General features: G+C 64.3%; 18 protein-coding genes. 17 read left to right on the top strand and 1 reads right to left on the bottom strand.

The genetic code is table 11. From position 1 onward, the window contains the following. Window positions 1-91 precede the first annotated feature (91 nt). The 8 genes from FDP28_RS19000 (at window position 92) to FDP28_RS18965 (ending at window position 11958) form a co-directional block, all read left to right on the top strand. Window positions 92-1039 (top strand): C-terminal binding protein, encoded by a 948-nt coding sequence (locus tag FDP28_RS19000; RefSeq protein WP_144663166.1) that lies wholly within the window; start codon window positions 92-94, stop codon window positions 1037-1039. A gap of 37 nt (window positions 1040-1076) precedes the next feature. After that, window positions 1077-2372, top strand: a complete 1296-nt coding sequence (locus FDP28_RS18995; protein WP_144663165.1) for an aspartate aminotransferase family protein — start codon at window positions 1077-1079, stop codon at window positions 2370-2372. Between the two features lie 2 nt (window positions 2373-2374). Further along, window positions 2375-3274, top strand: a complete 900-nt coding sequence (locus FDP28_RS18990; protein WP_144663164.1) for a fumarylacetoacetate hydrolase family protein — start codon at window positions 2375-2377, stop codon at window positions 3272-3274. A 33-nt stretch (window positions 3275-3307) separates the two neighbouring features. Continuing rightward, window positions 3308-5398: a hydantoinase/oxoprolinase family protein gene (locus FDP28_RS18985; RefSeq protein ID WP_144663163.1), complete on the top strand. Its 2091-nt coding sequence runs from the start codon at window positions 3308-3310 to the stop codon at window positions 5396-5398. A gap of 2 nt (window positions 5399-5400) precedes the next feature. Next, window positions 5401-7161: a hydantoinase B/oxoprolinase family protein gene (locus FDP28_RS18980; RefSeq protein ID WP_144663162.1), complete on the top strand. Its 1761-nt coding sequence runs from the start codon at window positions 5401-5403 to the stop codon at window positions 7159-7161. Between the two features lie 82 nt (window positions 7162-7243). Then, window positions 7244-8377: a Gfo/Idh/MocA family protein gene (locus FDP28_RS18975; protein WP_144663161.1), complete on the top strand. Its 1134-nt coding sequence runs from the start codon at window positions 7244-7246 to the stop codon at window positions 8375-8377. Between the two features lie 185 nt (window positions 8378-8562). Further along, a complete protein-coding gene (gene iolD / locus FDP28_RS18970; protein WP_144663160.1) occupies window positions 8563-10524 on the top strand; it encodes a 3D-(3,5/4)-trihydroxycyclohexane-1,2-dione acylhydrolase (decyclizing) in 1962 nt (653 codons plus the stop codon). Between the two features lie 78 nt (window positions 10525-10602). Continuing rightward, the gene (locus FDP28_RS18965; protein WP_144663159.1) at window positions 10603-11958 is read left to right on the top strand and encodes an aldehyde dehydrogenase family protein; all 1356 of its coding nucleotides are present in this window, start codon (window positions 10603-10605) and stop codon (window positions 11956-11958) included. A 76-nt stretch (window positions 11959-12034) separates the two neighbouring features. On the opposite strand, the gene FDP28_RS18960 is transcribed toward FDP28_RS18965, so the two are convergent. Next, window positions 12035-13219, bottom strand: coding sequence for a Gfo/Idh/MocA family protein (locus tag FDP28_RS18960; RefSeq protein ID WP_144663158.1), 1185 nt, complete (start codon window positions 13217-13219; stop codon window positions 12035-12037). 188 nt (window positions 13220-13407) lie between these two features. Here FDP28_RS18960 and FDP28_RS18955 point away from each other — a divergent pair, with 188 nt between their 5' ends. The 9 genes from FDP28_RS18955 (at window position 13408) to FDP28_RS18915 (ending at window position 25896) form a co-directional block, all read left to right on the top strand. Continuing rightward, on the top strand, window positions 13408-14175 hold the full coding sequence (locus FDP28_RS18955; RefSeq protein ID WP_144663157.1) for an SDR family NAD(P)-dependent oxidoreductase: 768 nt from the start codon (window positions 13408-13410) through the stop codon (window positions 14173-14175). Between the two features lie 52 nt (window positions 14176-14227). Beyond that, the gene (locus FDP28_RS18950) at window positions 14228-15985 is read left to right on the top strand and encodes an IlvD/Edd family dehydratase (protein WP_144663156.1); all 1758 of its coding nucleotides are present in this window, start codon (window positions 14228-14230) and stop codon (window positions 15983-15985) included. Between the two features lie 72 nt (window positions 15986-16057). Beyond that, window positions 16058-17071, top strand: a complete 1014-nt coding sequence (locus tag FDP28_RS18945; protein ID WP_144663155.1) for a D-2-hydroxyacid dehydrogenase — start codon at window positions 16058-16060, stop codon at window positions 17069-17071. Between the two features lie 32 nt (window positions 17072-17103). Next, entirely contained in the window at window positions 17104-18564 is a 1461-nt protein-coding gene (locus FDP28_RS18940; RefSeq protein ID WP_144663154.1) for an APC family permease, read from the top strand. Window positions 18565-18590: 26 nt separating this feature from the next. Then, the gene (gene iolG / locus FDP28_RS18935) at window positions 18591-19601 is read left to right on the top strand and encodes an inositol 2-dehydrogenase (RefSeq protein ID WP_144663153.1); all 1011 of its coding nucleotides are present in this window, start codon (window positions 18591-18593) and stop codon (window positions 19599-19601) included. Window positions 19602-19923: 322 nt separating this feature from the next. Continuing rightward, on the top strand, window positions 19924-20808 hold the full coding sequence (locus tag FDP28_RS18930) for an ATP-binding cassette domain-containing protein (RefSeq protein ID WP_186313717.1): 885 nt from the start codon (window positions 19924-19926) through the stop codon (window positions 20806-20808). Then, window positions 20805-21803: an ABC transporter permease gene (locus FDP28_RS18925; protein ID WP_260842539.1), complete on the top strand. Its 999-nt coding sequence runs from the start codon at window positions 20805-20807 to the stop codon at window positions 21801-21803. Before FDP28_RS18930 ends, FDP28_RS18925 begins: the two co-directional genes overlap by 4 nt. A gap of 60 nt (window positions 21804-21863) precedes the next feature. Further along, a complete protein-coding gene (locus tag FDP28_RS18920) occupies window positions 21864-22832 on the top strand; it encodes a sugar ABC transporter substrate-binding protein (protein ID WP_144663151.1) in 969 nt (322 codons plus the stop codon). Window positions 22833-22959: 127 nt separating this feature from the next. Then, window positions 22960-25896 (top strand): FAD-binding and (Fe-S)-binding domain-containing protein, encoded by a 2937-nt coding sequence (locus FDP28_RS18915; RefSeq protein WP_186313716.1) that lies wholly within the window; start codon window positions 22960-22962, stop codon window positions 25894-25896. Window positions 25897-25899: the final 3 nt, after the last annotated feature.

Below are 25899 nucleotides of genomic sequence, written 5' to 3'. Positions count from 1 at the left end.
CGCGTTGTACTGGAAATCACCCGACACCGGCACCCGTCCCAAGGAGTTTCCGGCAGGACCGAGGGTACCAACACGAACAGGACGACTGACTATGACCCGCGATGCCCAGGGAACCATTCTTGTGGCCCCTCACCATTTCCCGGACCTGGACCGTGAGCACGCGCTCGCGGAGGAGTTCGGTTACACACTCAACCCCGCGGCGGACACTGACGCCTTCCGCGACGGGCTGGCCGAAGCCGATATTGTGATGATCACTCCCTACGCCAAGCTCACTGCGGCGGACTTCCCGCTGATGGCCAAGTGCCGTGCAGTCATCCGGTACGGGATCGGCTACGACAACATCGACGTCGCCGCGGCCACCGAGGCGGGCATCCCGGTCTCGATCGTTCCCGGCACGGCGTCGGAGGAAGTTGCCTCCCACGCCTTCGCGATGGGCCTGGCGCTGGCCCGCCGCCTGCCCGCCGGCAACGCAGCGATCAACAACCTCGGCTGGGCCGGAACCATCGGCTACGACACCCCTGTCCTCTCCGAGCTGGAGGTAGGCGTCCTGGGCATGGGACGCATCGGCCAGCACGTAGCCCGCATGTACTCGGCCGTCGGCGCCCGGGTCCGCGCCTACGATCCCTTCGTGACGGACAGCTTCGTGGAGATGGCCGGGCTGGAACACATCCTGGAGAATTCCGACGTCGTTTCCCTCCACCTGCCGCTGAACGACGAGACGGCGAACCTCATTTCCACCGGAGTCCTCGCCAGGATGCGCAAAGGTACCGTGATCGTCAACGTATCCCGCGGCGGACTCATCGACGAGGCCGCGCTCGCCGAGGCCCTGACCTCGGATCACATCGCAGGCGCCGGCATCGACACCTTCGCCCAGGAACCGCTCGCCGCTGACCACCCCCTGCGCACGGCGCCCAACGCCATCCTCACCCCGCACATTGCCTGGCGTTCCAACCGGTCGACGGGCGCCCTGCAGGACGGCGCTGTGGAGCGGGTCCGCCTCGCGCTGACCGGCCAGCCACTCATCGACCTCGTGAACTGAAACGACCTGTGAACTGAAGAGACTGGAGAAACCCGACTTGGCAACCACCAATCATCTTGAAGACCTCGCTGCTTTACAGAACCCTGTAGAAGATCCGCACCTGCGCCGTGGACCGCGTGGTTTCCCGCTGCTTCCCGGCGGCTACGGCCGCTCAACGTACTACACCGGCGCTCCGAGCCCCTACGCCATCAAGGGTGAGGGCTACCGGGTGTGGGACGACCGCGGGCGTGAACTGATCGACGCGAACAACAACTTCACCTCGCTGATCCACGGCAACGCCCACCCGGAAATCACCGAGGCCGCCACCAAGGCCCTTACCACCGGGGCGAGCTGGGGCATCCCGAACCTAAACGAATGGGAACTTGCCGAACTCCTGCTCGGCCGCCTTCCGGAGTTGGACCAGGTCCGCTTCGCGAATTCCGGCACCGAGGCCGTCATGTCCGCGATCCGCATCGCCCGTGCGTCGACGGGGCGCGAGCGCGTTATCGTCACCAAAGGTGGTTACCACGGAACGTCCGAGGTTGCCCTGGTCCCGGGCGGGCCGTCCTACCAGCGCGGCGTGACCCGCGGCGTGATCGACGACGTCACTGCGGTGCCGCTGAACGACGTCGAATTCCTGCGCCAGGCGGTTGAAGCCGCTCCGGACGCCTATGCCGCCATCATCCTGGACCTGCTGCCCAACCGTGCCGGCCTGCTCACCATCAACGAGGAATTCGTCCGGACCGCCCGGGAGCTGGCTACCCGCTACGGCATTGTGCTGATCATCGACGAGGTCATCAGCCTCCGACTTGGCTACAGCGGCTTCAGCGGTGAGTACGGGGTTTCCCCGGATTTGCTGACCACTGGAAAGCTCATCGGCGGCGGATTCCCCGTCGGTGCGGTCTGCGGCAGGGCCGAGCTCATGGCTGAAGTGGACCCCACCCGTCCGGGCAGCCTGCCCCACGGCGGAACGTTCTCCGGCAACCCGGTCAGCATGGCCGCCGGTTCCGTTGCCCTGCGCCTCTACACCGAGGACGAGGTCAAGCGACTGAATCATCTGGGCGACACCGCCCGCGAAACGGTCAACGCCAGGATTGCCGACGCCGGCTGGGAGATCCGTGGCCACGGCTCGCTCCTCCGCGCGGTTCCTGCCGGTGCGGAGAAAGTGGACGAGCACACCCAGCACAAGCTGTGGTGGGCCTCCTACGAGCGCGGACTGCTCGGCTCCCCGGCCAACCTGCTCTCCCTGTCCACGCCCATGGACGAAAAGGTGGTGGCCGACATTACCGACCGCTTGGCCGACGCTGTCCTGGCAGTCGCCTCGGAGGCTCCCACTACGGAAGGTGCCAAGTAACCATGAAGATCGTTTCCTACGAACACGAATCCGGTATCCGCGGCGGCGTCCTGATCGAAGACACCGTCTATGACCTGGAACTGCTCCTGCAGGGTTCCCGCCAGGCAGTGCACGGAGCCACCACGTCCGTCCGGGAATTCCTGGAACTTTACGGCGACCGGCTGGAGGCCATCTCCGCCGAGGTCAGCGTCTTGGCCGGACAGGATCCGGAAGCACACGTTGGTGCCCGGGCCGATGTCCGCCTGGCCACTCCGGTGCCCAATCCCTCCAAGGTGCTCTGCATTGGCCTGAACTACAAGGACCATGTTGCCGAGACCGGCCGCGCGTTCCCGGATTACCCTGACGTCTTCGCCAAGTTCGCCTCCACCATGGTTGGGCCCGAGGACGAAATCGGCGGTGCAAAGGTCAGCGAAAACCTCGACTTCGAGGGAGAACTGGCAGTAGTCATCGGGCGCAAGGCCAGTGAAGTCACGGAAGAAGAAGCGCTGAACTATGTGGCCGCACTTGCCCCGCTGAACGATGTCACGGCCCGCGACCTGCAGTACCGCGGCACCCAGTGGTTGGCAGGCAAAGCCGTGGACGGGTCAACCCCGTGGGGTCCTGCCCTGGTCACCCTGGACGAAGTGGGCGATCCCCAGAACCTGGACCTCGCAACCCGCGTGAACGGCATCGAAGTGCAGCGCTCCAACACGAGCTACCAGATCTTCCCGATCGCGCGGATCATCTCCTACCTCTCAAGCTTCCTCACCCTGGAACCCGGCGACGTCATTGCCACAGGAACCCCGCAGGGCATCGGTGCCAAGCGGAACCCGCCTGTCTGGCTGGAACCGGGAGACACCGTGGAAATCGAAATCGACAAGGTAGGTCTGCTCCGCAACACCGTGGGCAAGCCCCAGCTCTAACCCCCTGCAAGCTCTACGAAAGTAATGAAGACCATGAGTGATGTACAAACACAACCAGGCGAGGCACGATACCGCATCGCCGTCGACACCGGCGGTACCTTTACCGACGTCGTGGTCGGTTCCAACAGCGGCGACATGGCAGTCGGCAAGGCGCTGACCACCTACGACCGCGTGTTCACCGGCTTCGAAGCCTCGGTCCGCCGCGCGGCCGAGTCCGTTGGCTGGAGCGGCGACGATGTTCTCCGCAATGCCGACGTCATCGTCTACGGCACCACCCACGCCACCAACGCAGTGCTCACCGGCAAAGTTGCCAAGACGGCGCTGCTGACCACGGACGGTTTCGCCGACACGCTGCTGCTCCGCGAAGGTGGCCGCCGTGACGCCTTCGATTCCAAGGCTGCCTACCCACCGCCTTACATTCCCCGTCACCTGACTTTTGAAATCACCGAGCGCATCTCTGCCGAGGGTGACGTCCTGGTGGAGCTGGACGAAGAGCAGGTCCGCGAAGTCCTCGGTTCCTTCAAGGAACAGGGCATCGAAGCCGTTGCGGTCTCCTTCCTTTGGTCCATCATCAACGACGCCCACGAGAAGCGGGTTGCCGAGCTGATCCAGGAGATCCTTCCCGGCGTTCCGTACACGCTCTCCAACGCGGCCAACCCCACCATCCGCGAATACCGACGCTCCTCGGCAGCCTCGATCGACGCTTCCCTGAAGCCGCTCATGGCCGACCACCTGGGTAAGCTGCGCTCGGACCTGCAGGAATACGGCTTCGCCGGCGACCTCCTGGTAGTGACCTCCGAAGGTGCCGTGCTCGACGTCGCCGATGTCCTTGACCGTCCCGTCCTGCTGCTGAACTCCGGCCCGTCCATGGCACCGCTGGTGGGTGCGGCAGCAGCCCCGGACCACGACACCGTGGTTGTCTGCGACATGGGCGGCACCACCTTCGATGTGTCGCTGGTGGAGAACGGCGTGGTCCGCCACACCCGCGAAGCCTGGCTGGGGGAGCCGTTCGTCGGGCACCTCACCGGCTTGTCTTCCGTTGCGGTTTCCAGCATCGGCGCTGGTGGCGGCAGCATCGCCTGGATCGACGGCGGTGGCCTCCTTCGCGTGGGCCCGCAGAGTGCGCGCAGCACTCCCGGTCCCGCAGCGTACGGCCGCGGCGGCGAAGAACCAACCGTCACCGACGCCTGCGTGGCGCTTGGCTACCTCGATACGGAGGGCTTCGAAGGCGGGTTTACCTTGAACCGCGAGGCCGCCGTCAAGGCCATCGATACCCGCATCGCCGGGCCTTTGAAGATGGACACCCTGCAGGCCGCCCAGGCCATCCTGGATGTCTCCGCCAACCACATGGCTACCGCCATCCGGCAGTCTGCCCTGGAACAGGGCGTTGACCCCCGGGGTGCGCTTATTGTTGCCGGCGGCGGCGCAGGCGCCATGGTCGCAGCGATCATTGGCAGGCTCCTGGAAGCGGACACCGTCCTGATCCCGGCGACTGCCGGCGTCCTGGCCGCGTACGGTGCCCACCGTGCCCCAATCGCCACCGAGTTCCTCTCCCCGCTGCACAACGACACCCGCAGTTTCGACGCCGGTTCGGCCTCCCGCGCCGTGGAGGACCTGACAGCCAAGGCTGAGCTCTTCGTGAAGCGCTTCGACGGCGTAGGCGAAGCGCCCAAGGTCACCTACTTCGTGGATGCCCGGTACCCCGGCCAGGCCTGGGACCTCCGCGTCTACCTCGACGCCGCCCCGGACACCTCCGGTGACGCGGCAGGCATCATCGAGCGCGCCTTCCACGAAGAGCACGACCGCCGCAACGGCACCCACGATCCGGACAGCCGCGTGGAGATCATCACCTGGGGCGTCCGCGTGGAAATCCCGCGTCCGGAGCACATCAGGTCCGAAGGCGAACTCAGCCGGACCGCGGAAATCCACCGCACTGACAGCATTGTCTTTGGCGGCGAACCCTTCAGCACCCAGCGCTACCGCGGCGTGACGCTCGCTCCGCGCGACAAGATCGTGGGACCGGCCGTCATCGACCAGCCCACCACCACCATCGTCGTACCACCGGAGTGGGACGCGACGCTCGATGAACGATCCAACATCTACCTCACCCGTAAGGAGGCGTAACCGTGACCCGCGAATTCGATCCCGTAAAGCTCTCGGTCCTTGCCAACGCATTCGACGGCATTGTCCGCGAGATGACCAGCGGACTGCTCCGCTCCGCCCGCTCTTCCGTGATCAACACGGCCCGCGACTTCTCCTGTGCCGTGCTGACCGCGGACAACCAGTTGCTTGCCGCGGCTGAAGGTGTTCCCGTGCACGTCTTCGGTGCCGGCCCGCTGGGCGAGGACATGGTGGAACTCCACAAGGACATCCGCGAAGGCGACGCGTTCCTGCACAACGACCCCTACATGGGTAACTCACACGCAGCAGACCACGTGATCCTGGTGCCCATCTTCATCCAGGGCCGCCACCTCTTCACCGCCGTGACCAAGGCCCACCAGGCCGACTGCGGCAACTCGCTTCCCACCACGTTCTTCGCCACCGCGCGGGACGTGTACGAGGAAGGCGCGTTGATCTTCCCCTGCGTGCGGATCCAGCGCGACTACACGGACATCGACGACATCATCCGCATGTGCCGGTCCCGCATCCGTGTTCCGGACCAGTGGTACGGCGACTACCTGGCCTCCGTCGGCGCCTCGCGCATCGCCGAGCGCCGCATCCATGAACTCGCCGAGAAGTTCGGCGTGGATGACCTGGTGGACTTCGTGGACGCCTGGTTCGACTACTCCGAGCGCCTCACCGCCAGCGCGATCGAGAAGCTGCCCGAGTACGTCCTCCACGGCGCGTCCGCTCACGATCCGTTCCCCGGAACCGGCCCGGAGGGCGTGCAGCTGCAGGCAACCCTCGAGGTGAAGCCCAAGCAGGGCAAGGTGGTGATCGACCTGCGCGACAACCCGGACAACCTGCCCAACGGCCTGAACCTCACCAAGGCAACTGCCACCGGCGCCGCCCTGGCCGGCATCCTTTCCGGCATCCCGGAGAATCTGCCGAGCAATGCGGGAACCTTCCGTCGCGTCGAGGTGCTGCTGCGGGACGGCTGCGCCGTCGGTGTTCCCAAGCACCCGTACTCTTGTTCCTCCGGCACCACGAACCTCGCTGACCGCGTGGTCAACATCGTCCAGGCCGCTTTCTCCCAGATCGACGACGGCTACGGCACCGCCGAGGGTGCGGCCGGCCAGGCACCCGCCAAGTCGGTCATCTCAGGAACGGACGAACGCAATGGCAACCCCTACGTCAACCAGATCCTGGTAGGCGGCGTCGGTGGTCCGGCGACCCCCTATGTAGACGGCTGGCCCACCTACCAGCGTCCCGTATGCGGCGCCCTGCTGTACCACGACAGCGTGGAAGTGGACGAGCAGCGCTACCCGATCCTGGTCCACGAGCGCACCTTGGTTGCCGACTCCGGCGGAGCCGGCCGCCAGCGTGGCGGACTCGCCACACGCGTCACCATGGAGCCCCGCGGCGAGAGCGTCACCCTTACCTATGGCATCGAAGGCAAGATCAACCCGCCGAAGGGTGTCCGCGGTGGCCACGACGGAGCGGAACCGTCCGCGTGGGTGGAGGACCTCAAGACCGGCGAACGCCGCGAAATTCCCGTAGTGGGCCGCTACGACCTGCAGTCGGGCGAGAAGGTCGTTTCCATCACCCCCGGCGGCGGCGGATACGGCGACCCGCTCGAACGCGACGTGCTGGCCGTCCTGGACGACTACCGCGAGTCCCGGGTGACCCTTGAGGCCGCGGCAGCCCACTACGGCGTGGTCATCACCGACGGTGCCATCGACGAGGCAGCCACGGCGAAGACCCGCGAGGAACGCCTGGCCGGCTAAACCGCAGCTATCGCAACCCATCCCGGGGCGGGGTATAGTCCTCGCCCCGGGATGTTCCAACAATCATTAAACGGAGATTCACATGGAACCCATTCGAGTCGGCATTATCGGCGTCGGAAACGTCCTCAACCAATACCTGGACAAGATCGGCGTCCACCCTGACGTGGACATCGTGGCGCTCGCGGATGTGAATCCCGAGGCCGTGCGGAAGCGCGCCGCCGAGTATGAAGTTCCCAAAGCACTCACTCCGGACGAGTTGCTCGCGGATGAGGACGTGGAGCTGGTCCTGAACCTCACACCGCCCAAGCTCCACGCGCCGGTCACGCTCCAGGCGATCGCGGCCGGCAAGCACGTCCTTTCCGAGAAGCCCTTCGCCACGTCCCTTGAGGAAGCGAAGCAGATCCTGGACGCGGCGCGGGAGGCCGGCGTCAAAGTGGGCTCCGCGCCCACCACCTTCCTGGGTTCCGGCATGCAGACCAGCCGCAAGCTCATCGACGACGGCTGGATCGGTGAGCCCGTTGCAGCTTTCGCTTCCTTCGCGTGCAGGGGCTACGAGCACTGGCACCCGAACGTGGACCCGTTCTACAGCCCCGGCGCAGGCCCCATGCTGGACATCGGACCGTACCTCATCACCAACCTGGTGAACTTCTTCGGCCCCGTTTCCCGCGTCTCCGCAACCACGCCGCGTTCGTCCGAGACCCGTCCCCGCCCCGGCAAGGACGGTGAAGTCATCCAGATCCAGACCCCCACGCATGTCACGGGCACCCTCGACTTCGAGTCCGGCGCCTCTGCCACAGTGATCGTCAGCTGGGATATCTGGAACCACAACCTGCCGCACCTGGAGATCTACGGCACCGGTGGTTCCTTGGCGGCACCGAACCCGGACCACTTCTCCGGCGCTCCCGTGCTGCGGCGCGGTGAGCCGGGCGACCTCGCGCTGGACATGACGCCTCCGGGCGGCGGCGACTGGCGCGAAACGCCCATCACCCACCGCGACGATGCCTACCGCGGCATCGGCCTGGCCGAGTTCGGCTACGCCATCCGCAACGGCGTGGAACCCCGGACGGGCGGCGACTTCGCCTACCACGTGCTGGAAGTCCTCCTCGCCTTCGAGGCCTCCTCGGAGCAGGGCAAGCACATCGCGATCGAAAGCACCTGCGAGCGGCCCCGGCCGCTGCCCTCCGTGGGACCGCAGGAGCCTTACCGCTTCGACTAAGACAAGCGAAAACAAACAGCAGCCGACGGCGGTACGCACTTACCGCCGTCGGCTGCTGTTTGCGTGTCCGGGCACGTGGCCCGCGTCCCAAACTGGGACACAACTTTGCTTCCCCGCGGTGAAAACCTGATGTTCGGGCGAATCGGTTTGCAAATGCCGACGCACCTACGAATTTAGGAGAACGCATGACTAGCACAGCCGCTGCTGATATCGGCACCGAGGTCAATATCGCAGCCGATAAAAAGGCCGTCCGCCGCCGCACTGTCGCACAAGCGATCGTCGAGTATTTGCAGGTCCAGTACAGCGAACTCGACGGCGAACAACGCCGCCTGATCGCCGGCATGTACGGCATCTTCGGGCACGGCAACTCCGTGGGCCTGGCCCAGGGCATCGACGAGTACGGTGTGGACTTCCCGCACTTCCAGGGCAAGAACGAACAGTCCATGGTCCACGCGGCCATCGGCTTCGCCAAGGCCTCCAACCGTGCCGCCACCCTGGCCTGCACCGCTTCCGCCGGTCCGGGATCCACCAACATGGTTTCCGGTGCCGCCACAGCCACCACCAACCGCCTGCCCGTGCTGCTTTTCCCCGCGGACATCATCAACAACCGCTTCGGCGATCCCGTGCTGCAGCAGATCGAGCACCCGGTGGAACGCGACGTGTCCGCCAACGACTGCTTCCGTCCTGTCAGCCGCTACTTCGACCGCATCACGCACCCCGCCCAGTTGCTGTCCACGCTCCCGGAGGCAATGCGCGTCCTCACCGATCCCGTGGAAACCGGTGCCGTGGTGGTTTGTCTGCCGCAGGACATCCAGGGCGCGGAGTTCGACTTCCCGGAGTCCTTCTTCACCCCGCGCGTCTGGCACATCCGCCGTCGTCCGGCTGTTGAGGACGAGCTTCGTGACGCCGCGGAAATCATCCGCAACGCCAAGCGTCCGCTGCTGATCGCCGGTGGCGGCGTCCGCTACTCCAAGGCACAGGAAGAACTGGCGCGCTTCAGCTCCGAGTTCGGCATCCCGGTCTCCGAGACCTACGCGGGCAAGGGAAGCGGACCCAGCACCGACCTCAACCTCGGTGCGCTGGGCGTGACCGGAACCGTGGGTGCCAATGAGATCGCCGACGGCGCGGACTGCGTCATTACCGTTGGCTCGCGCCTGCAGGACTTCATCACCGCCTCGCATTCGCTGTTCCAGAACCCGGACGTGAAGTTCGTGAACCTCAACGTGGGTTCGTTCGACGCCCACAAGATGGGCTCGTTCCCCGTCATCGGCGATGCCAGGCTCAACCTGGCCGGCCTGCGTGAGCGGCTCACCGCCGTCGGGTACTCGACGTCGGACGAGTTCCGCAGCGACATCGCGGACGCACGCAAGGCCACGCTGGAAGTGCGCAAGCACGACCTCCAGGCCTTCCCGGGCGAACTGATGAGCCAGGCCCAGGTGATCGACGTGCTCAACAAGCGCACCACCAGCCAGGACGCCCTGATCCTGGGTTCCGGCGGCGTGGTCGAAGGTATCCACAAGGCCTGGGACCCGTCCAACGGCACCGAAATCCACTTTGAGTACGCCAACTCCTGCATGGGCCACGAGATCCCCGCAGGCCTGGGTTACCGGATCGCCCGCGATGACGCGCCGGGCGAGGTGTATGTCCTGATCGGTGACGGCACCTACTTCATGCAGCCCACGGAACTGGTCACGGCCGTCCAGGAACGCAAGAAGATCATCACGATCGTGATCGACAACCGCGGCCACCAGTGCATTTGGCCGCTGCAGGTTGCCAAGGGCGGTCCGGGCCGCGAATTCGGCACCCAGTACCGGGAACGCAGCAAGGAGTCCGGCCGTTTGGACGGGGCAGTACTCGAGTTCGACATCGCCGCCAACGCGGCCAGCATGGGCTGTGCGGCATGGTCGACGACGACGGTCGAGGAGTTCTCTGCCGCCCTCACCGAGGCGCAGGAGGCCGAGGGTCCCGCAGTGATCGTCGCCCGGGTGGAGCCGTGGCGCTACCTTTCCGGCAACGGCGCCTTTTGGGACGTTGGAGCTCCGATGACCTCGGAGCGGCCCGCCACCCTGGAGGGTGCTGCCAAGCACCTCAAGGGCCGTGAGCGGCAGCGCTTCTACGCTGCCACCACCGCACCTGACGCACGCTAGGCGCACCGGGCGGGACCGCTCCATCCAGCGGTCCCGCCCGTTTCTTTTACGGGATTTACTGACCAAGGAGCAATCATTATGAGCACATTTGCCGTTACTGATCCGGCTACCGGAACCATCTACGCCGAGTACCCAGCGGCCACTGACGCAGAGGTGGCAGCTGGGCTCAGCGCCGCCCAACAGACCTACCAGGAGTGGTCCCGCACCACTACAGTCGCCGAGCGCGCTGCCCTGGCCAAACGCCTCGCGGAGCTGTTTGTCGAGCGCAAGGACAAGCTTGCGGCAATCATCAACCGCGAGATGGGCAAACCCCTCCACCAAGCCGTTGGCGAAGCCGAGTTTTCCGGTACCATCGCTGCGGCCTTCGCGGAGCACGCCGAAGAATGGCTCGCCGATGAGCAACTGGAGGTAGCCGACGGGCTGCGGAGCTTCTTCCGCTACCAGGGCCTCGGTGTGATCCTGGGCATCATGCCGTGGAACTACCCGTATTACCAGGTGGCCCGGTTCGCGATTCCCAACATCATCCTGGGCAATACCGTCATTGTCCGGCACGCCAGCCAGTGTCCGGAGTCGGCGCTGGCGTTGGAAGAGCTCTTCCGCGATGCAGGCTTCCCGGAGGGTGCCTACGTCAACCTGTTCGCCACCCACCAGCAGATCTCCACCATGATCGCGGACGACCGGGTGCAGGGTGTCTCGCTCACCGGCTCCGAGCAGGTGGGAGCGATCGTGGCTGAACAGGCCGGACGTGCGCTGAAGAAGTGCGTGCTGGAGCTCGGCGGCGCCGATGTGTTCCTGGTCCTGGACACGGACAACGTGGACCTTGCCGTGAAGAAGGCCGTGATGGGCCGCATGGGCAACACGGGCCAGTCCTGCAACGGTTCCAAGAGGATCGTGGTGCTGGACAAGTATTTCGACGAGTTCTCCGGGAAGTTCAAGGCAGCCATCGCCGGACAGTCCTACGAGAACGGCGATTTCGGACCGATGTCCTCCGATTCGGCCACAAAGTTCCTGGCTTCCCAGGTGCAGGGTGCCCTTGACCAAGGCGCAGAGATCCTGGTTGGGAACAATGAGCCCCAGGGCAACGTGTTCACCCCGACAGTGATCACGAACATCACGCCGGCCATGGACGTCTACAGCGAGGAACTCTTCGGCCCTGTTGCGCAGCTGTACAAGGTCAGCAGCGACGAGGAAGCCATCAAGCTGGCCAACTCCTCGCCGTACGGCCTGGGTTCGGTAGTGATTTGCGACGACGTTGAGCGCGCCGAGCGCGTCGGAAACCAGCTCGACGTCGGCATGGTCTTCGTGGGTGCCTACGACCTTAGCGGTGCGGACGTGCCCTTCGGTGGCGTCAAGAAGTCCGGTTACGGACGTGAGCTGGGCAAGGTGGGCATGCTGGAGTTCGCGAACAAGAAGCTGTTCCGCTTCGCGAAGTAGGTTACAGCGACTAAGTTTCAGCGCAGCAAAAGGAGGCCGGATCACGCGATCCGGCCTCCATCTTTGTCGCAGGAGCCTAGGCCCCGTACGTGGTGATCCCTGTGACTTCCGGGACCTCCACCCAAGCGGAAGACTCTGCGCTGCGCAGGGAGGCATCCACCAGTTCCGATGCCGACCAACCGTCGGCCACAGAAGGTCCAAGCTGCTTGCCTTCGGCCACCGAACGCAGGAACAGGGCAGCCTCGATGGTCTTGAGGTCGTTGAAGCCGATGCCGGGACCGGCGTTGGGCTGGAAGCGCCCGAATTCGCCGAAGGAGGGCGGGGTCATGATGGTCCGGTATCCGCTGCGGTCCGTTGCGACTTCCAGCTGGTTCATGCGCTCGAAGTTCCAGCGGATGGATCCTTCGGTGCCGTAAACCTCCACGATGTATTCAGCGTGCGGGCCGATCGCGACGCGGGTTGTCTCGAACATGCCCACTGCACCGCCCTCGAAGCGGGCGAGCATGGCCGTGTAGTCCTCGTTCTCCACCTCCCGGGTCACATCCGAGGCCTCACCCTTGTTGAAGGAATTCGACGACGTTCCGGCTGGCAGCGGACGTTCCTTGATGAACGTTTCCGTCACCGCGTTGACCGAGGTGATGCGGCCTACCAGGAACTGGGCCAGGTCGAAACCGTGGCTCAGGATGTCGCCCAATACGCCGGACCCTGCGCGCGCTTGCTCGTACCGCCATGTGAACACCTGCTTCGGGTCCGAGGCGTAGCTGGTCAGCAGGCGGATCTGCACGTTGGTCACCTTGCCCAGCGCCCCGGAACGGATCAACCGTCGTGCCTCAGCGATGGCCGGTGCATGCCGGTAATTGAAGCCCACCGACGTGATAAGTCCGGCGCCCTCAGCGCCCTGGGCAATCTCGCGGGATTCCTGGGCGCTGCGGCCCATCGGCTTCTCGATCCAAAAGTGCTTGCCGGCCTCGATGGTGGCCAAAGCGATTTCGTGATGCAGGAAGTTGGGGGAGCAGATCGAGACGACATCGACGTCCGGGTTCTCCAGTACTTTGCGGTAGTCGGTAGCCGTTTCCCTGTAACCGAGCGCGTCCTCGGCATGGTGACGGCCGGCGTCGTCCGGGTCTGCGGCGATGACAAGCTCGGGGTGGCGCGGCAGTTCGGGGAAGAACTGTTTGGTGGCGAGGTAGGCGCGGGAATGCAGGCGCCCCATCCACCCCACCGAGATGAGGCCAACGCCAATGCGGTTCTGGTCTTCCAAAGTGGACTCCTTAGTTTGTTCCGCTCTTCGGCGGTGCTGTGCCGCACAGAGCGTCGGCATCTGCGGATCAGCCTATGAACGCAAGGAGTGTGCGCGGTGTCTCAATCTGAGACATCCGGCGAAGGCCTCCGGCTGTTTGAGTAGAACGTACTAGTCCAGTAACGCCAAGAAAGAGGAGCCCGTCGACGATGATGGACCGCAGCACGTGGAATCGGACGGAACCCTTGCGGGTACTCGTCACAGGCGCGACGTCCGGCGTCGGCGAAGCGACCGCAAAGCTGTTCGCAGCGCGGGATGCGCGGGTGGCCCTTTTGGGGCGACGCGCCGGAGAGCTGCAGCGCGTCGTGGAGGAGATCGACGGCGGTGCTCACCAAGTGGTTACGGACGTCGCTGACGCCGAATCGGTCCGAAATGGGGTCCGGGGTGCCATCCACGCCCTCGGTGGACTCGACGTTGCAGTCAACGCCGCGGGGGTTGCCGGCTACGCGGCACTGGAGGACCTGGATGATCGCCGCTGGCGTGAAGTACTGGACACCAACCTCTCCGGCACCTTCTACGTCGCCCGGGAAGCGGGGCTGCACATGCGCAGGTCCGGGGGAGGGGCAATCGTGAACGTCGCCTCGGACCTTGCCACCATGGGTGTCGCCGGGCTGGCCCATTACTGCGCCGCCAAAGCTGGCGTCGTGGGACTCACCAAGGCGCTCGCCTTGGAACTGGCGCCCGTTGTCCGGGTCAATGCCGTGTGCCCGGGCCCCATCGATACCCCCATGTTGCGGTCAGGTCTGGAATCCGAGGTGGACCCCGTCCTGGCCCTGCAGCAGAAGGAAAGCACCGTGCCGCTGAACCGCCTCGCTGATCCGGAAGAAGTAGCGGCAGCCATCTACTTCCTGGCGGTGGACGGCACCTTCGCCACTGGCACCAGCATGGCGTTCGACGGCGGCACGTCAGCCGCGTAGCAGCCTCACCCAAGACTTCACAACACGAACAAACCAAGGAGTTCCGAAAGATATGCCTGAGTCGAACTACAACGATCTCCGCAGTGCGCACTGGTTCGCGCCGCACGACCTCACGGGATTCGTGCACCGTACTGCCATCCAGGCCGAAGGCTTCTCGCGCTTCGCCATCAAGGACCGGCCGGTCATTGGCATCGCAAACTCCTGGTCGGAGCTGGTCAACTGCAACATCCACTTTAAGCTGCTTGCCGAGGCCGTGAAGCGCGGCGTCCTGATGGCCGGCGGTTTGCCGCTGGAGTTCCCCACCATCTCCTTGGGCGAAAGCCTGATGAAGCCCTCGGCCATGCAGTTCCGCAACCTGATGGCCATGGACGTTGAGGAGTCCATCCGCGCGTACCCGCTGGATGCGATCGTGCTGCTGGGTGGTTGTGACAAGACGGTTCCAGCACAGCTCATGGGAGCGGCCAGCGCGGACATTCCCACCATCATGCTGACGGGCGGCCCGCAGGAACCGGCGTACTTCCGGGGCAAGCAGCTGGGCGTTGGCACGGACACGTGGAAGTACGCGGACGAACTGCGCGCGGGCAAGATCACCGAGGCGGACTTCGATGAACTTGAGTCCTCTGCCAAGCCCTCCGCCGGCCACTGCAGCGAAATGGGCACGGCCTCCACCATGACATCGCTCGTTGAAGCGCTGGGTATGTGCCTTCCCGGCACTGCGTCCATTCCCGCCGTCGATTCACGCCGCGGGCAGGCGGCGGAAGCCACAGGCCGCCGGGCAGTGGAAATGGCCTTGTCGGGCCCGAAGCCCAGCGAGATCCTGACCAAGGAGGCGTTCGACAACGCCATCACCTTGCTCATGGCCGTGGGTGGCTCGACCAACGCAGTGGTTCATCTTTTGGCTCTGGCCCGCAGGGTCGGCTACGAACTGCAGTTGGACCGCTTCCACGAGATTTCCCAGCGCACCCCACGGATCGTGAATGTCCGGCCATCCGGCGAGTATCTGGTGCAGCAGCTCTTTCAGGTGGGCGGCATCTCCACCGTTCTCAAGGAACTGACGCCACTGTTGAACAAGGATGCAATCACGGTCACCGGTGAGTCCCTCGAAAAGGGCTACCGTAACGCACCCGAGCCCGACGGCGTCGTCGTCAGTAAGCTCGAGACGCCCTTTGACGCCTCAGGAGGCATCGCCGTCGTGCGTGGTTCCCTGGCCCCCAACGGTGCCGTGATCAAGCGCAGCGCCGCCTCCAAGGACCTGCTGCAGCACAAGGGCTCGGCGATTGTCTTTGACGACATTTACGATCTCGGACGGCGGATCGACGATCCTGACCTGGACATCACCGAGGACTCGGTCCTGGTGCTGCGCAACAGCGGTCCCGTCGGCGCTCCCGGCATGCCGGAGTGGGGCATGCTGCCCATCCCGCAGAAGCTGCTGCGCCGCGGCATCCGCGACATTGTGCGCATCTCCGACGCCCGCATGAGCGGCACCGCATTTGGCACAACCGTGCTACATGTCTCGCCCGAAGCTGCGGTGGGTGGTCCGCTGGCGATCGTCCGCGACGGCGATCCGATCGTGCTGGATGTCGAGAACCAGCGGCTGGACCTGGACCTCCCCGAGGAAGAGATCGAAGCCAGGCTTGCGGAACTCAAACTGCCCGAGCCAAAGTACCGCCGCGGCTACGGGCGCCTGTTCATCGACCACGTGAACCAGGCGCATGAAGGTTGCGACTTCGACTTCCTCAAGGGCCTGCCGGATGAGGAGCCCCAGCGGTTGCCGTACGGCCTGATGAGTGGATGGCAGGGCGGCTGGTAGGAGGCCGCTGGCACCCCATACAGACATCAAGGGCCGCTCCCGTGGGAGCGGCCCTTCAAAAAAGGAGAAGATATGCCACGACCCAAAGTGATTGTTATTGTCCAGGAGGGCCGTCCGGTGCCTCCCGTGGAGCGGTTGAAGGACGAAGCCGACGTGGTGGTGGTCCGGACGGGCGAAGAGTTCCGGGCTGCACTGCCTGGGACGGAGATCCTGTTCCTCAACGATTTCCGGACCAAGCTGCTGCGCGAAGTGGGCCCGGGTGCCCTCCGTTGGATCCACACGTCCAGCATCGGCGTGGACAGCCTGATGACCGAGGAGATCATCAACAGCGACATCGTGGTCAGCAACTCCCGGGGTGTCTGCGAACGCCCCATCGCGGAGTGGGTCCTGGGTGTGCTGTTGATGTTCACCAAGGACCTGCGCCGTACCATCGAGCTGCAGCAGGCGCGGACGTGGCAGCACCGGGAGACCGAGCCGCTGCTGGGCCGCAAGGTGCTGGTGGTTGGGCCAGGTCCGGTGGGACGGGAGACCGTGCTGTTGCTCCGCGCAGCGGGCATGGATGTATCAGTGGTGGGCCGAACCGCACGTGAGGATGCTGAGTTGGGCGCCATTGCCTCCTTCGACGATCTGGACGCGCTCCTTGGAGAGGCCCAGGAAGTGGTGCTCACGGTTCCGCTCACCGAGGAGACCCGAGGGCTGTTCAACGCGGCCCGCTTCGACAAGATGCGTCCGGGCGCCCGCTTGGTCAACGTGGGCCGTGGGGCCGTGGTGGTGGAGCAGGACCTCCTCGATGCGATCGACGCGGGTCATTTGGGAGCTGCGGCTTTGGACGTCTTTGAGAACGAGCCCCTGGCTGCCGAAAACCCGCTGTGGAGCCGCAACAACATCCTGGTCTCACCCCATGCTTCCGGTGACCTGATCGGCTGGCGCGGGAAGGTTGTGGACTGCTTCGTGAAGAACCTCCAGCAGTGGAAATCGGGCCAGCCCCTCAACGATGTGGTGGACCTGAAAAAGCTGGGCGGAACCGCTCCAAATACGGTGTCCCAAGCTGGTACAGTGCTCCCACAATCCGCGTCGGTAGTGTGATTCAGCACTCTAAATTTCGTGACGAGGATTACATGTCTAGCTCAACAAAAGGGAAGCCGATAACGCCTACCCAGACCCAGGAACACAAGCTCAGCGGCAACATGGGGGTGGGTGAGCTCGTGATGAACGTGCTCGCCTTTTCCTCCCCGCTGACCACCGTTGCGGGCACCTTGCCCGTGATGCTCCTCTTCAGCGGCCACACCGCTCCCGGAATCTACCTCCTGGTGACGTTGATGCTGCTGATCTTCTCGGTAGGTTTCGTCAAGATGAGCCGTAGCGTTGAGGCGCCGGGCGGCTTCTACTCCTTCGTCACAGCGGGTCTTGGAAAGCCGGCTGGCCTCGGCGGGGCGCTCTTGGCCCTGGTTGGGTATATCTTCATCGGCTTCTTTGCGCCCTCCCTGTTCGCCCTCACGCTGCAGAGCTTCGTGGTGAATACCCTGGGCGGCCCGGACATCCCGTGGTACTGGTACGGCCTGGGCATCATTGCCATCACAACACTCCTGGCCTACAACCGGATCGATCTGTCCGCGAAGGTGCTTACGGTGGTCATGCTGCTGGAGTCCGCCGTGGTCATCATTTTCGACGTCGCGGCGTTCGCCTCCGGTGACGTGTCCCAGGGCGTCGGCTTCTCCATGCCGTGGATTACCGACGCCGGTTTGGGCCTCGCGCTGTTGTTTGCCGTCGGCAATTTCTTCGGCTTCGAAGCGACGGTCATCTACCGCGACGAGGTCAAGAATCCGGACCGGACCATTCCCCGCGCAACTTACTTGGCAGTAGTGGGAATCGGCTTGTTCTACGCAGTTGCTGCCTGGGCGTACACGGCCTTCCTGGGAGCGGACAACGTCCAGGAAGAAGCCAAGGCCAACACTGTGAACCTGTTCAACGACGGCGCCATTGCGTTGGTGGGCAAGATCTTTGCAGACATCGGGGTGGTCCTGCTTATCACCTCCATCCTGGCCTCCATGCTGTCCATCCAGAACATCGCTGCACGGTACAGCTTCTCTCTGGCTGCCGACGGTGCGCTTCCGAAGGCCCTGGGCCGGGTGCATCCCCGGCACAAGTCACCGTACGTTTCAGCCGTGGGCGTTGGTTTGCTCTGGGCCGTGGCCACCGTGGTGTTCACCTTGGCAGGGGTGGCTCCTGAAGCCCTTTACCCGATCGCGAGCGGCAGCGGCACGTTCTCTGTCCTGCTCCTGATGTTCATCACGAGCTTTGCCGTGCTGGTGTACTTTGTCCGCCGCCGCAGTTTCGCTCCGGAATCCGTATGGAAGACCATTGTGGCGCCGATAGTCAGTGTGATCTTCCTTGGCCTGATCACCTACCTGGCAATCGCGAATTACCCTGAGCTGATCGGCGGCTCCATGGTCATGACGGCTATTTTCATGACCTTCACTTTCGCCTTGTTCGTTGGCGGAATAATCTACGCCTATTTCCTGCGCTCGAAGCGTCCGGATGTTTATGCGCGCCTGGGCCGGCAAAAGATCGAGCAATAAACCACCTTAATATCTGGAGACCTGCAATGACGCAACAGATCAGGGTTGGCCTGTTCGGGACCGGCAGGATCGGTCAAGTGCACGCCATGAGCCTTGCAACGCTCGAAGAAGCAATGTTGGCCTGGGTGTGCGACCCCTTCATTGAGGGCGCCAAGAACACGGCCGCTGAATTCGGAGGCCGCGTAAGCGACGATCCGGAGGAAGTGTTTGCCTCCGGGGAAGTCGATGCCGTTATTGTCGCCTCGCCAACGGCCACCCACGTGGACTTGATCGAACAATCGATCGACGCCGGCATCCCGGTGCTGTGCGAGAAGCCCATCGACCTGGAGATTGGGCGGGTGGATGCCCTCCGGGCCAAGGCGGCTGCTGCGGATGTACCGATCGCCTTGGGTTTCAACAAACGCTTCGACAGGCACTTCGTGGAGCTCAGGCGGCGTGTGGGTGCTGGTGAAATCGGTGCCCTGGAGCAATTAATCATCACCAGTCGGGATCCAGGGGAGCCCCCGGCGGCCTACTTGCCCCAGTCCGGCGGAATCTTCCGGGATATGACCATCCATGACCTGGATATGGCACGCTACTTCATCCCGGACATCGTGGAGGTCTCGGCCCGGGGTGCCAATGTCTTCAGCGACGGCATCCGGCAGGCGGGCGACTTCGATTCCACCGTGGTTACCCTCAGGGGTTCCGAGGATGAACTCGTGACCATCTTCAATTCCAGGCATTCCGCGTATGGCTACGACCAGCGCATTGAGGCCTTTGGGTCCACCGGCTTGCTCCAGGTGGCCAACAAGAACGACAGCCTGGTGCGGCACTGGGGTACCCGGTCCGTCGAGGGCGTGGGCCCCTACCAGAACTTCTTCCTGGAGCGCTATGCGGAGGCGTACCGGCTTGAAGTCGCCGAGTTCCTCCGCGCCGTCCGCGGCCTTCCTTCCCGGAGTCCCGGCTTCGAGGACGGCCGTGCTGCCTTGATCCTGGCCGACGCGGCGGAGAAGTCCGCCCGGACAGGCTCTGCCATAGCCGTGGAGCTGTCAGCGTAGCCCCATGACTGCCCGGTTCGGGCACGGATTCTTTCGCAACAATCCGTGCCTGGGCTGGGCTTTGTCCTTTTAAAGACTCAACCGCCAAGAATTGTTTCCTGCAGCAACAATTCCGGCGGGTCCGTGTTCCAAAGTGGCACACATACCGGGATATCCAATCCGTCAAAGTTCAAGTAAGTGAAACAGTGTGGCGAAGGTCACGCAGTTATGGGGCTTTCTTGAATTACCCCGGAATCTGCAAAGTCGAACAGCGTTGTTTGATGGTCCATCGCCAAAGGTGTTTCACCGGTTCATTTGCATGGCCCTATCAAACGAGGATGAGATGACCGACGCACCACCGGCGACAACTCCACTGGTCGCCCTAAAGGACATACACAAGACATTCGGGGCGGTGTCCGCACTGCGCGGCGTCAGCATCGATGTCATGCCCGGCGAAACCTTCGCTCTTCTTGGAGACAACGCCGCCGGCAAATCAACACTCATGAAAGTGCTGACGGGTGTCTACCAGCCCGATCGTGGCTCGATCGAACTGGACGGGAAGGCCACCGCTTTCCCCACCCCGTCGGCGTCCCGGGACCAGGGCGTCGAGATGGTCTACCAGGACTTCGCCCTGGCCGACAATCTCGATGTCCGGACCAACATCTTCCTGGGCCGCGAGCCCCAGAAAAACATCCTGGGTCCGCTGTTGCGGATCATCGACAGGAAGAAGATGGAATCCGAGACCAAGCGCGTGCTGGAGCGCCTGGACATTCCCATCAACCCGCGGCTCAAGGTGAAGCGACTCTCCGGCGGCCAGCGGCAGGCTGTGGCGATTGGACGCGCCCTGGCCTTCGACGCCCGCCTGATCATCATGGACGAGCCCACCGCGAACCTTTCGGTGGCCAAGGTGGACAAGCTCATTGAAGTCACCCAGCGGCTCAAGGACCTGGGCATCGCGGTCATCATCATCACACACCGCCTCGACGAAGCCTTCGCAGTGGCGGACCGCTTCGCCGTCATGCGCCAGGGCCAGGTAGTGGGACGCTTCCGCGTGGGCGAGGTTTCCGAGGCCCAGGTGGCCCACCTGATCTCCCACGGCACACTGGACGACTACGTCGACACCGGGAGCGGCATTCCCGAGGACCGCCGCAAGATCGGAAGCACTTCATCCATGGAAACCGTTGATGCCTTCTCCGCACGCGGTACCACCAACGGGAGCGACTCATGACCATCACCATGGACAACCTCAAGACCAAGCTGGGCCCCGCCGACCTCAGGGAAGGCCTCACCGCCACCAAGGTCAAGCGGTTCATTGGGGACTACGGAATCATCATCCTTTTCGTGGTGATCCTCGTCTTCCTAGCCGCAGCGGCCCCGAACTTCCTCACGCTGAACAACATCGTGAACGTGGTCAGGCAGTCCTCCATCATCGGGCTGATCGCGCTGGGAATGACCTTCATCATGATCACGGCAGGAATCGACCTGTCCGTGGGGTCGGTGGTGGGCCTGGCCGGCATGACCTTCGCCCTGCTAGCCCCCGCCAGTGGTGGCGCCTTCTGGCTGCCGCTGATCGCCGGCCTGGGCGTCGGCCTCCTGGTCGGCTTCCTCAGTGCAGCGATGGTGGTTTGGGGAGCCATCCTTCCCTTCCTGGCAACGTTGGCCACCATGGCCATAGCCCGCACGGCGGCGCTCGTGATCACCGACGGCCAGGTCGTCTCGGGTCTCAGCGGACCGGCTGAGTGGCTCGGATCCGGCTTCCTGGGCCCCATCCCGGTTCCCGTGATCATCTTCCTGGTGGCTGCCATCATCTGCGAGTTCGTGCTGAGCCGCACCAAGTTCGGTTCCCACGTCTACGCCGTGGGCGGCAATGAGGAATCGGCCAAGAAGGTCGGCATCTCAACAGGCCGGGTGCTCTTCATGGTCTACCTCATCGGCGGCGTCACTGCCGCACTCGGTGGCCTGGTCCTCACTGCCCGTCTCGACGGCGCCGCACCGGTGGCAGGTACCGGTTACGAGCTCCAGGTGATTGCCGCCGTCGTAATTGGCGGAACGAGTCTCTTCGGCGGCGTCGGCACCATCCGCGGAACCGTCATCGGCGTGCTCCTCCTGGGCGTGGTGATGAACGGCATGAACCTGATGGGCGTTTCCTCCTACTTCCAGCAAGGCGTCCAGGGCGTGATCCTGGTGCTCGCCGTCCTGCTGAACCGCTGGAAGTCCGACTGACCCGGCAAAGCACTACAACAATCTCCCAACGCACAGACAAAACCACTGAAAGGAACAACCATGGGTATGCGACGTAAGATCGCCGCGGCGGTCGCCATGATGGCAGCGGGGGCACTCACCCTTACCGGCTGCGCGGGAAGCAGCAACGCGACCAGCAGCGGCGGGGCGGCCAAGACCTACAACATCGGCGTTGTGGTCCTTGACCTGCAGGACCCGGACCTGGCCCACATGACCGACGCCATGAAGAAGACGGCCGATGAAAAGGGCGTCAAGCTCAACATCACCGACTCCAAGAAGGACGTTGGCAGCGAACTGAACCAGGTTGAGGACCTCCTCACCCGCCAAGTGGATGCCGTGATCATGCAGCCCCTGGATGGCGATGCCAGCCAGAACGCGGCCAAGCGGGTCATTGCGGCCAATATCCCCCTGTTCATCCTGTCCACAGAGTTCGCTGAGGGCTCGGATGTTGGCTACAAGAGCTACATCGGCGTGGATGACACGGTGGCCGGCCAGATGCAGGCCGAATACCTCAACAAACTGATGCCCAACGGCGGAAACCTCGTGTTCGCAGCCGGCATCTACGGCGCCTCGTGGACCGATCGCCGTAAGAACGGCTTCGACAAGACCATCAACAAGAACTTCAAGATCGTGGCCGAATTCCAGGCCAAGGGCAGCCGCGATGACGCCAAGCGCAACATGGAGGACACCCTGCAGCGCTTCCCGTCCGGCCAGATCGACGCGGTCGTTGCCAACAACGATGAGATGGCCATCGGTGCCGCCTCCGCCATTGCCGACGCCGGCCGCACTGCCGAGTTCAAGGCCGTGGTAGGCGTCGACGGCACCGAGCCGGCGCTGCAGGACATCAAGGGTGGCACCATGTCCGCCACCGTCCGCCAGGACTCAGCGGGCCAGGGCGTCAAAGCTGTTGAAGTGGTCACCGACTTCCTGAACGGCGGAAACGTGGACAACCGCTACACCCTGCCGTTCACGCTCATCACCAAGGACAACCTGTCCGAGTTCCTGAAGTAGCCTCTTCCAGACCCAAAAACGGGCACAGCGGATCCCTCCGCTGTGCCCGTTCTGTTTTGGCACATTCCAGCAGGGGGCGGGCCTGCCTAAACTTCCAGCGGACCACTACGAATTGGAGACGGCCAACATGCCCCATGGTGACGACAGAGACACGAAAGTAGAGCAGTTGCTTGCCGCCCTGCGCGGACAAGGCATCGAGGTGGATGACTCCCCGCGACGGCTCTCCGAGTACTCCTACGATGCTTCCAACTACCGTGTCCGGCCCGCCGCCGTCGCCTTCCCCGCGAACGTCAAGGACGTCAGGAAGGTGTTGAGCGCCTGTTCCACGCTAGGCGTCCCGGTTACCGCGCGTGGCGGCGGGACGTCCATGGCAGGCAACGCAATCGGCCAGTCCTTGGTTATCGACCTTTCGCGCCGCTTGACCTCCGTGGGAGAGCTCGACGGCGGCGCGGCGGCGGTCTGGGCGGACGCCGGCGTCGTCCTCGGCGAACTGCGCTCCTACGTCGAGAAGGCGAGCGGCGGGGAGCTGACCTTCGCCCCGGACCCTTCGTCCATGACCCGGGCCACCATTGGCGGCTCCATCGGCAACGACGCCTGCGGAAACCACTCGGTGGCCTACGGACGAATGACCCAGCACGTGCAGGAAATACAACTGGTGACGGCGGACGGAGCCCACCTGCATGCGGGACGCGACTTCCTCCGGGCCGTGGACGCGGGTGACCAGCACTCAGTTGCCCGGGCCGCGGAACTGTTGGCGGCCCTGAAGGAGTTGGCCCAAGCCAACCTGGCCCCGCTCCGGGTTGAGCTGGGAAACATTCCCCGGCAGGTCTCCGGCTACCACCTGGGACACCTCCTGCCCGAGAACGGCCTGGATGTGGCGGCCGCCCTGGCAGGAAGCGAAGGCACGTGCGCGCTGGTGGTCCGGGCCAAGGTGGGATTGGTGCCGAAGCCCCGGACCACGGCACTCCTGTGCCTCGGCTACGCGAACACCATCGATTCGGCCCGTGATGTGATGACCATCCTTGCGGCCAAGCCAAGCGCCATCGAAGGCCTGGATGCCTCGATTGTGGACATCATGCGCCACCGCCGGGGTGCCGCCAGCGTGGACTCCCTTCCGCAGGGCAAGGCGTTCCTGATGGTCGAGTTCCCGGCGGACACCATGGAACAAGCCGCCGCTGACTGCGACCGGCTGCTGGAGAAACTCAAAGCTGACGACCGCGTGGTGGACCACGCGATCGTCACCGAGCCGGGAGAGCGGGCCAAGCTGTGGCGGGTCCGCGAAGACGGCGCCGGGCTTTCCTCACGCAGGATCGACGGTGTCCAGACCTGGCCCGGCTGGGAGGATTCCGCCGTCGCTCCCGAGCGCTTGGCGGACTACCTCGCGGAACTGCTGCCCCTCGTGGAGAAGTACGGCTACACCGCCTTCATGTACGGGCATTTTGGTGCGGGCTGCGTGCACATGCGCCTGGATTATGACCTCCGAAGCGATGCTGGCCGGGAGTCCTTTGAGAACTTCACCCGCGAAGCAGCGGCCCTCGTTGTGGCTCACGGCGGCTCCCTTTCCGGGGAACACGGGGACGGCCGGGCACGCAGCGAACTGCTGGACGTGATGTATTCGCCCGCCATGGTGGGCATCTTCAGGGCGTTCAAACACCTCTGGGATCCTGCCGGAATCCTGAATCCGGGAATCATCGTGGATCCCGAGCGCTTCGCTGCCTCCCTGGCCCTTGAGGACGTGCCCCTGCCGGGCCCCGCCCACGGCGAGGCGGCCGCGGTGCCGGGTACCGCCGTCGTGCCTTCTTCCGGAAACCGGAGCCTGCTCCCGGTGGCGAGCCCGTTCGTTGGGAATACCCACGCGTGCATCGGTGTGGGCCGCTGCCGGGCGACCACCGGTGGTTTCATGTGTCCCAGCTACCGCGCCACGAAGGACGAGAAGGACTCGACGCGGGGCAGGGCGAGGATCCTGCAGGAACTTACCCGGACCAAAGGCACGAGCCACGGCGGCTGGTCCAGCCCCGAGGTGCGGGAAGCCCTGGATCTGTGCCTATCCTGCAAGGCCTGCTCGGCTGACTGCCCCACGGGGGTGGATATCGCGGAGGCCAAGTCGGAATTGGTGGATGAGCACTACCGCGGCAAGATCCGGCCCTTCACCCATTATTCGATCGGTTGGCTGCCGCGGTGGCTGCCGCTGTTGACGCGCATCGCACCCCTCGCCAACGCGGGGACCGGCTTCCGTCCGCTCCGTTGGGTGGGCGAAAAGCTGGGCGTCAGCGCACGACGACGGCTCCCGGATTTCGCGCTGGCGGCTCGCATACGGCGGCGGGTCCGGGAAGCCCAATTCGCGGACAACGCGGATATTCTCCTGTTCATTGACAGCTTCACCCGCGCGTTCCGGCCCGAGGTGGTCCCCGCCGCAGCCCGGGTGCTGCGCGACTCTGGTCGTTCTGTAGGGTGCACGCCGGACGCCTGCTGCGGACTGACGTGGATTTCCACCGGTCAGCGCGACGGTGCCCGACGGCGGCTGGCCAGGCTGATCAGCAGGCTCGACGACGGCACGGACCGGGACATTGTGGTGTTGGAGCCCAGTTGCGCGGCGGCCATCCGCGACGAAGGTCCAAAAATGGTGGGCGGTGCAGCTGCCGCGCGCGTCGCCGCCCGGGTCCGCTCGTTTTCCGTGGCGATCGACGAAGCGATCAAGCGTGGCTGGAAGCCGTCAGCGGTTCCGCCCGAAACCGCTGTCCTGCAAACGCACTGCCACGAACACGCCGTGTTTGGTTCGGGTGCCCAGAAACGGGTCCTGGAGGCGTGGGGAGTGCCGAACGTCGTGGAATCGTCGTCGTGCTGTGGAGTGGCTGGAAACTTTGGCTTTGAGGCGGAGCACTTCGACATGTCCATGAAGGTAGCCGAGCATTCCATTGTGCCGGCGCTGGACAGGTGTGACGGGCTCGTGCTCACCGACGGGTTCAGCTGTGCCATGCAGGTTTCGCAGATTGACCCCGATCGCTCCAGCAAACACCTGGCGATTGCCTTGGACTCGCTGAATGCCCGATGGACGGAGGACTAAGTG

Source organism: Paenarthrobacter nicotinovorans, from assembly GCF_007670255.1.
Classification (GTDB): domain Bacteria; phylum Actinomycetota; class Actinomycetes; order Actinomycetales; family Micrococcaceae; genus Arthrobacter; species Arthrobacter nicotinovorans_B.
Note: the sequence above shows the minus strand (reverse complement) of the source record. Positions and strands in the feature narration are given on the sequence as shown.

What these genes read in the sequence shown, in the direction of transcription:
- FDP28_RS18985 (WP_144663163.1), top strand. Translation starts at nt 3,308, where the DNA reads ATGAGTGATGTACAAACACAACCAGGCGAGGCACGATACCGCATCGCC.
- iolG (WP_144663153.1), top strand. Translation starts at nt 18,591, where the DNA reads ATGACGCAACAGATCAGGGTTGGCCTGTTCGGGACCGGCAGGATCGGT.
- FDP28_RS18920 (WP_144663151.1), top strand. Translation starts at nt 21,864, where the DNA reads ATGGGTATGCGACGTAAGATCGCCGCGGCGGTCGCCATGATGGCAGCG.
- FDP28_RS18940 (WP_144663154.1), top strand. Translation starts at nt 17,104, where the DNA reads ATGTCTAGCTCAACAAAAGGGAAGCCGATAACGCCTACCCAGACCCAG.
- FDP28_RS18990 (WP_144663164.1), top strand. Translation starts at nt 2,375, where the DNA reads ATGAAGATCGTTTCCTACGAACACGAATCCGGTATCCGCGGCGGCGTC.
- FDP28_RS18965 (WP_144663159.1), top strand. Translation starts at nt 10,603, where the DNA reads ATGAGCACATTTGCCGTTACTGATCCGGCTACCGGAACCATCTACGCC.
- FDP28_RS18915 (WP_186313716.1), top strand. Translation starts at nt 22,960, where the DNA reads ATGCCCCATGGTGACGACAGAGACACGAAAGTAGAGCAGTTGCTTGCC.
- FDP28_RS18930 (WP_186313717.1), top strand. Translation starts at nt 19,924, where the DNA reads ATGACCGACGCACCACCGGCGACAACTCCACTGGTCGCCCTAAAGGAC.
- FDP28_RS18945 (WP_144663155.1), top strand. Translation starts at nt 16,058, where the DNA reads ATGCCACGACCCAAAGTGATTGTTATTGTCCAGGAGGGCCGTCCGGTG.
- FDP28_RS19000 (WP_144663166.1), top strand. Translation starts at nt 92, where the DNA reads ATGACCCGCGATGCCCAGGGAACCATTCTTGTGGCCCCTCACCATTTC.
- FDP28_RS18950 (WP_144663156.1), top strand. Translation starts at nt 14,228, where the DNA reads ATGCCTGAGTCGAACTACAACGATCTCCGCAGTGCGCACTGGTTCGCG.
- FDP28_RS18925 (WP_260842539.1), top strand. Translation starts at nt 20,805, where the DNA reads ATGACCATCACCATGGACAACCTCAAGACCAAGCTGGGCCCCGCCGAC.
- FDP28_RS18975 (WP_144663161.1), top strand. Translation starts at nt 7,244, where the DNA reads ATGGAACCCATTCGAGTCGGCATTATCGGCGTCGGAAACGTCCTCAAC.
- iolD (WP_144663160.1), top strand. Translation starts at nt 8,563, where the DNA reads ATGACTAGCACAGCCGCTGCTGATATCGGCACCGAGGTCAATATCGCA.
- FDP28_RS18955 (WP_144663157.1), top strand. Translation starts at nt 13,408, where the DNA reads ATGATGGACCGCAGCACGTGGAATCGGACGGAACCCTTGCGGGTACTC.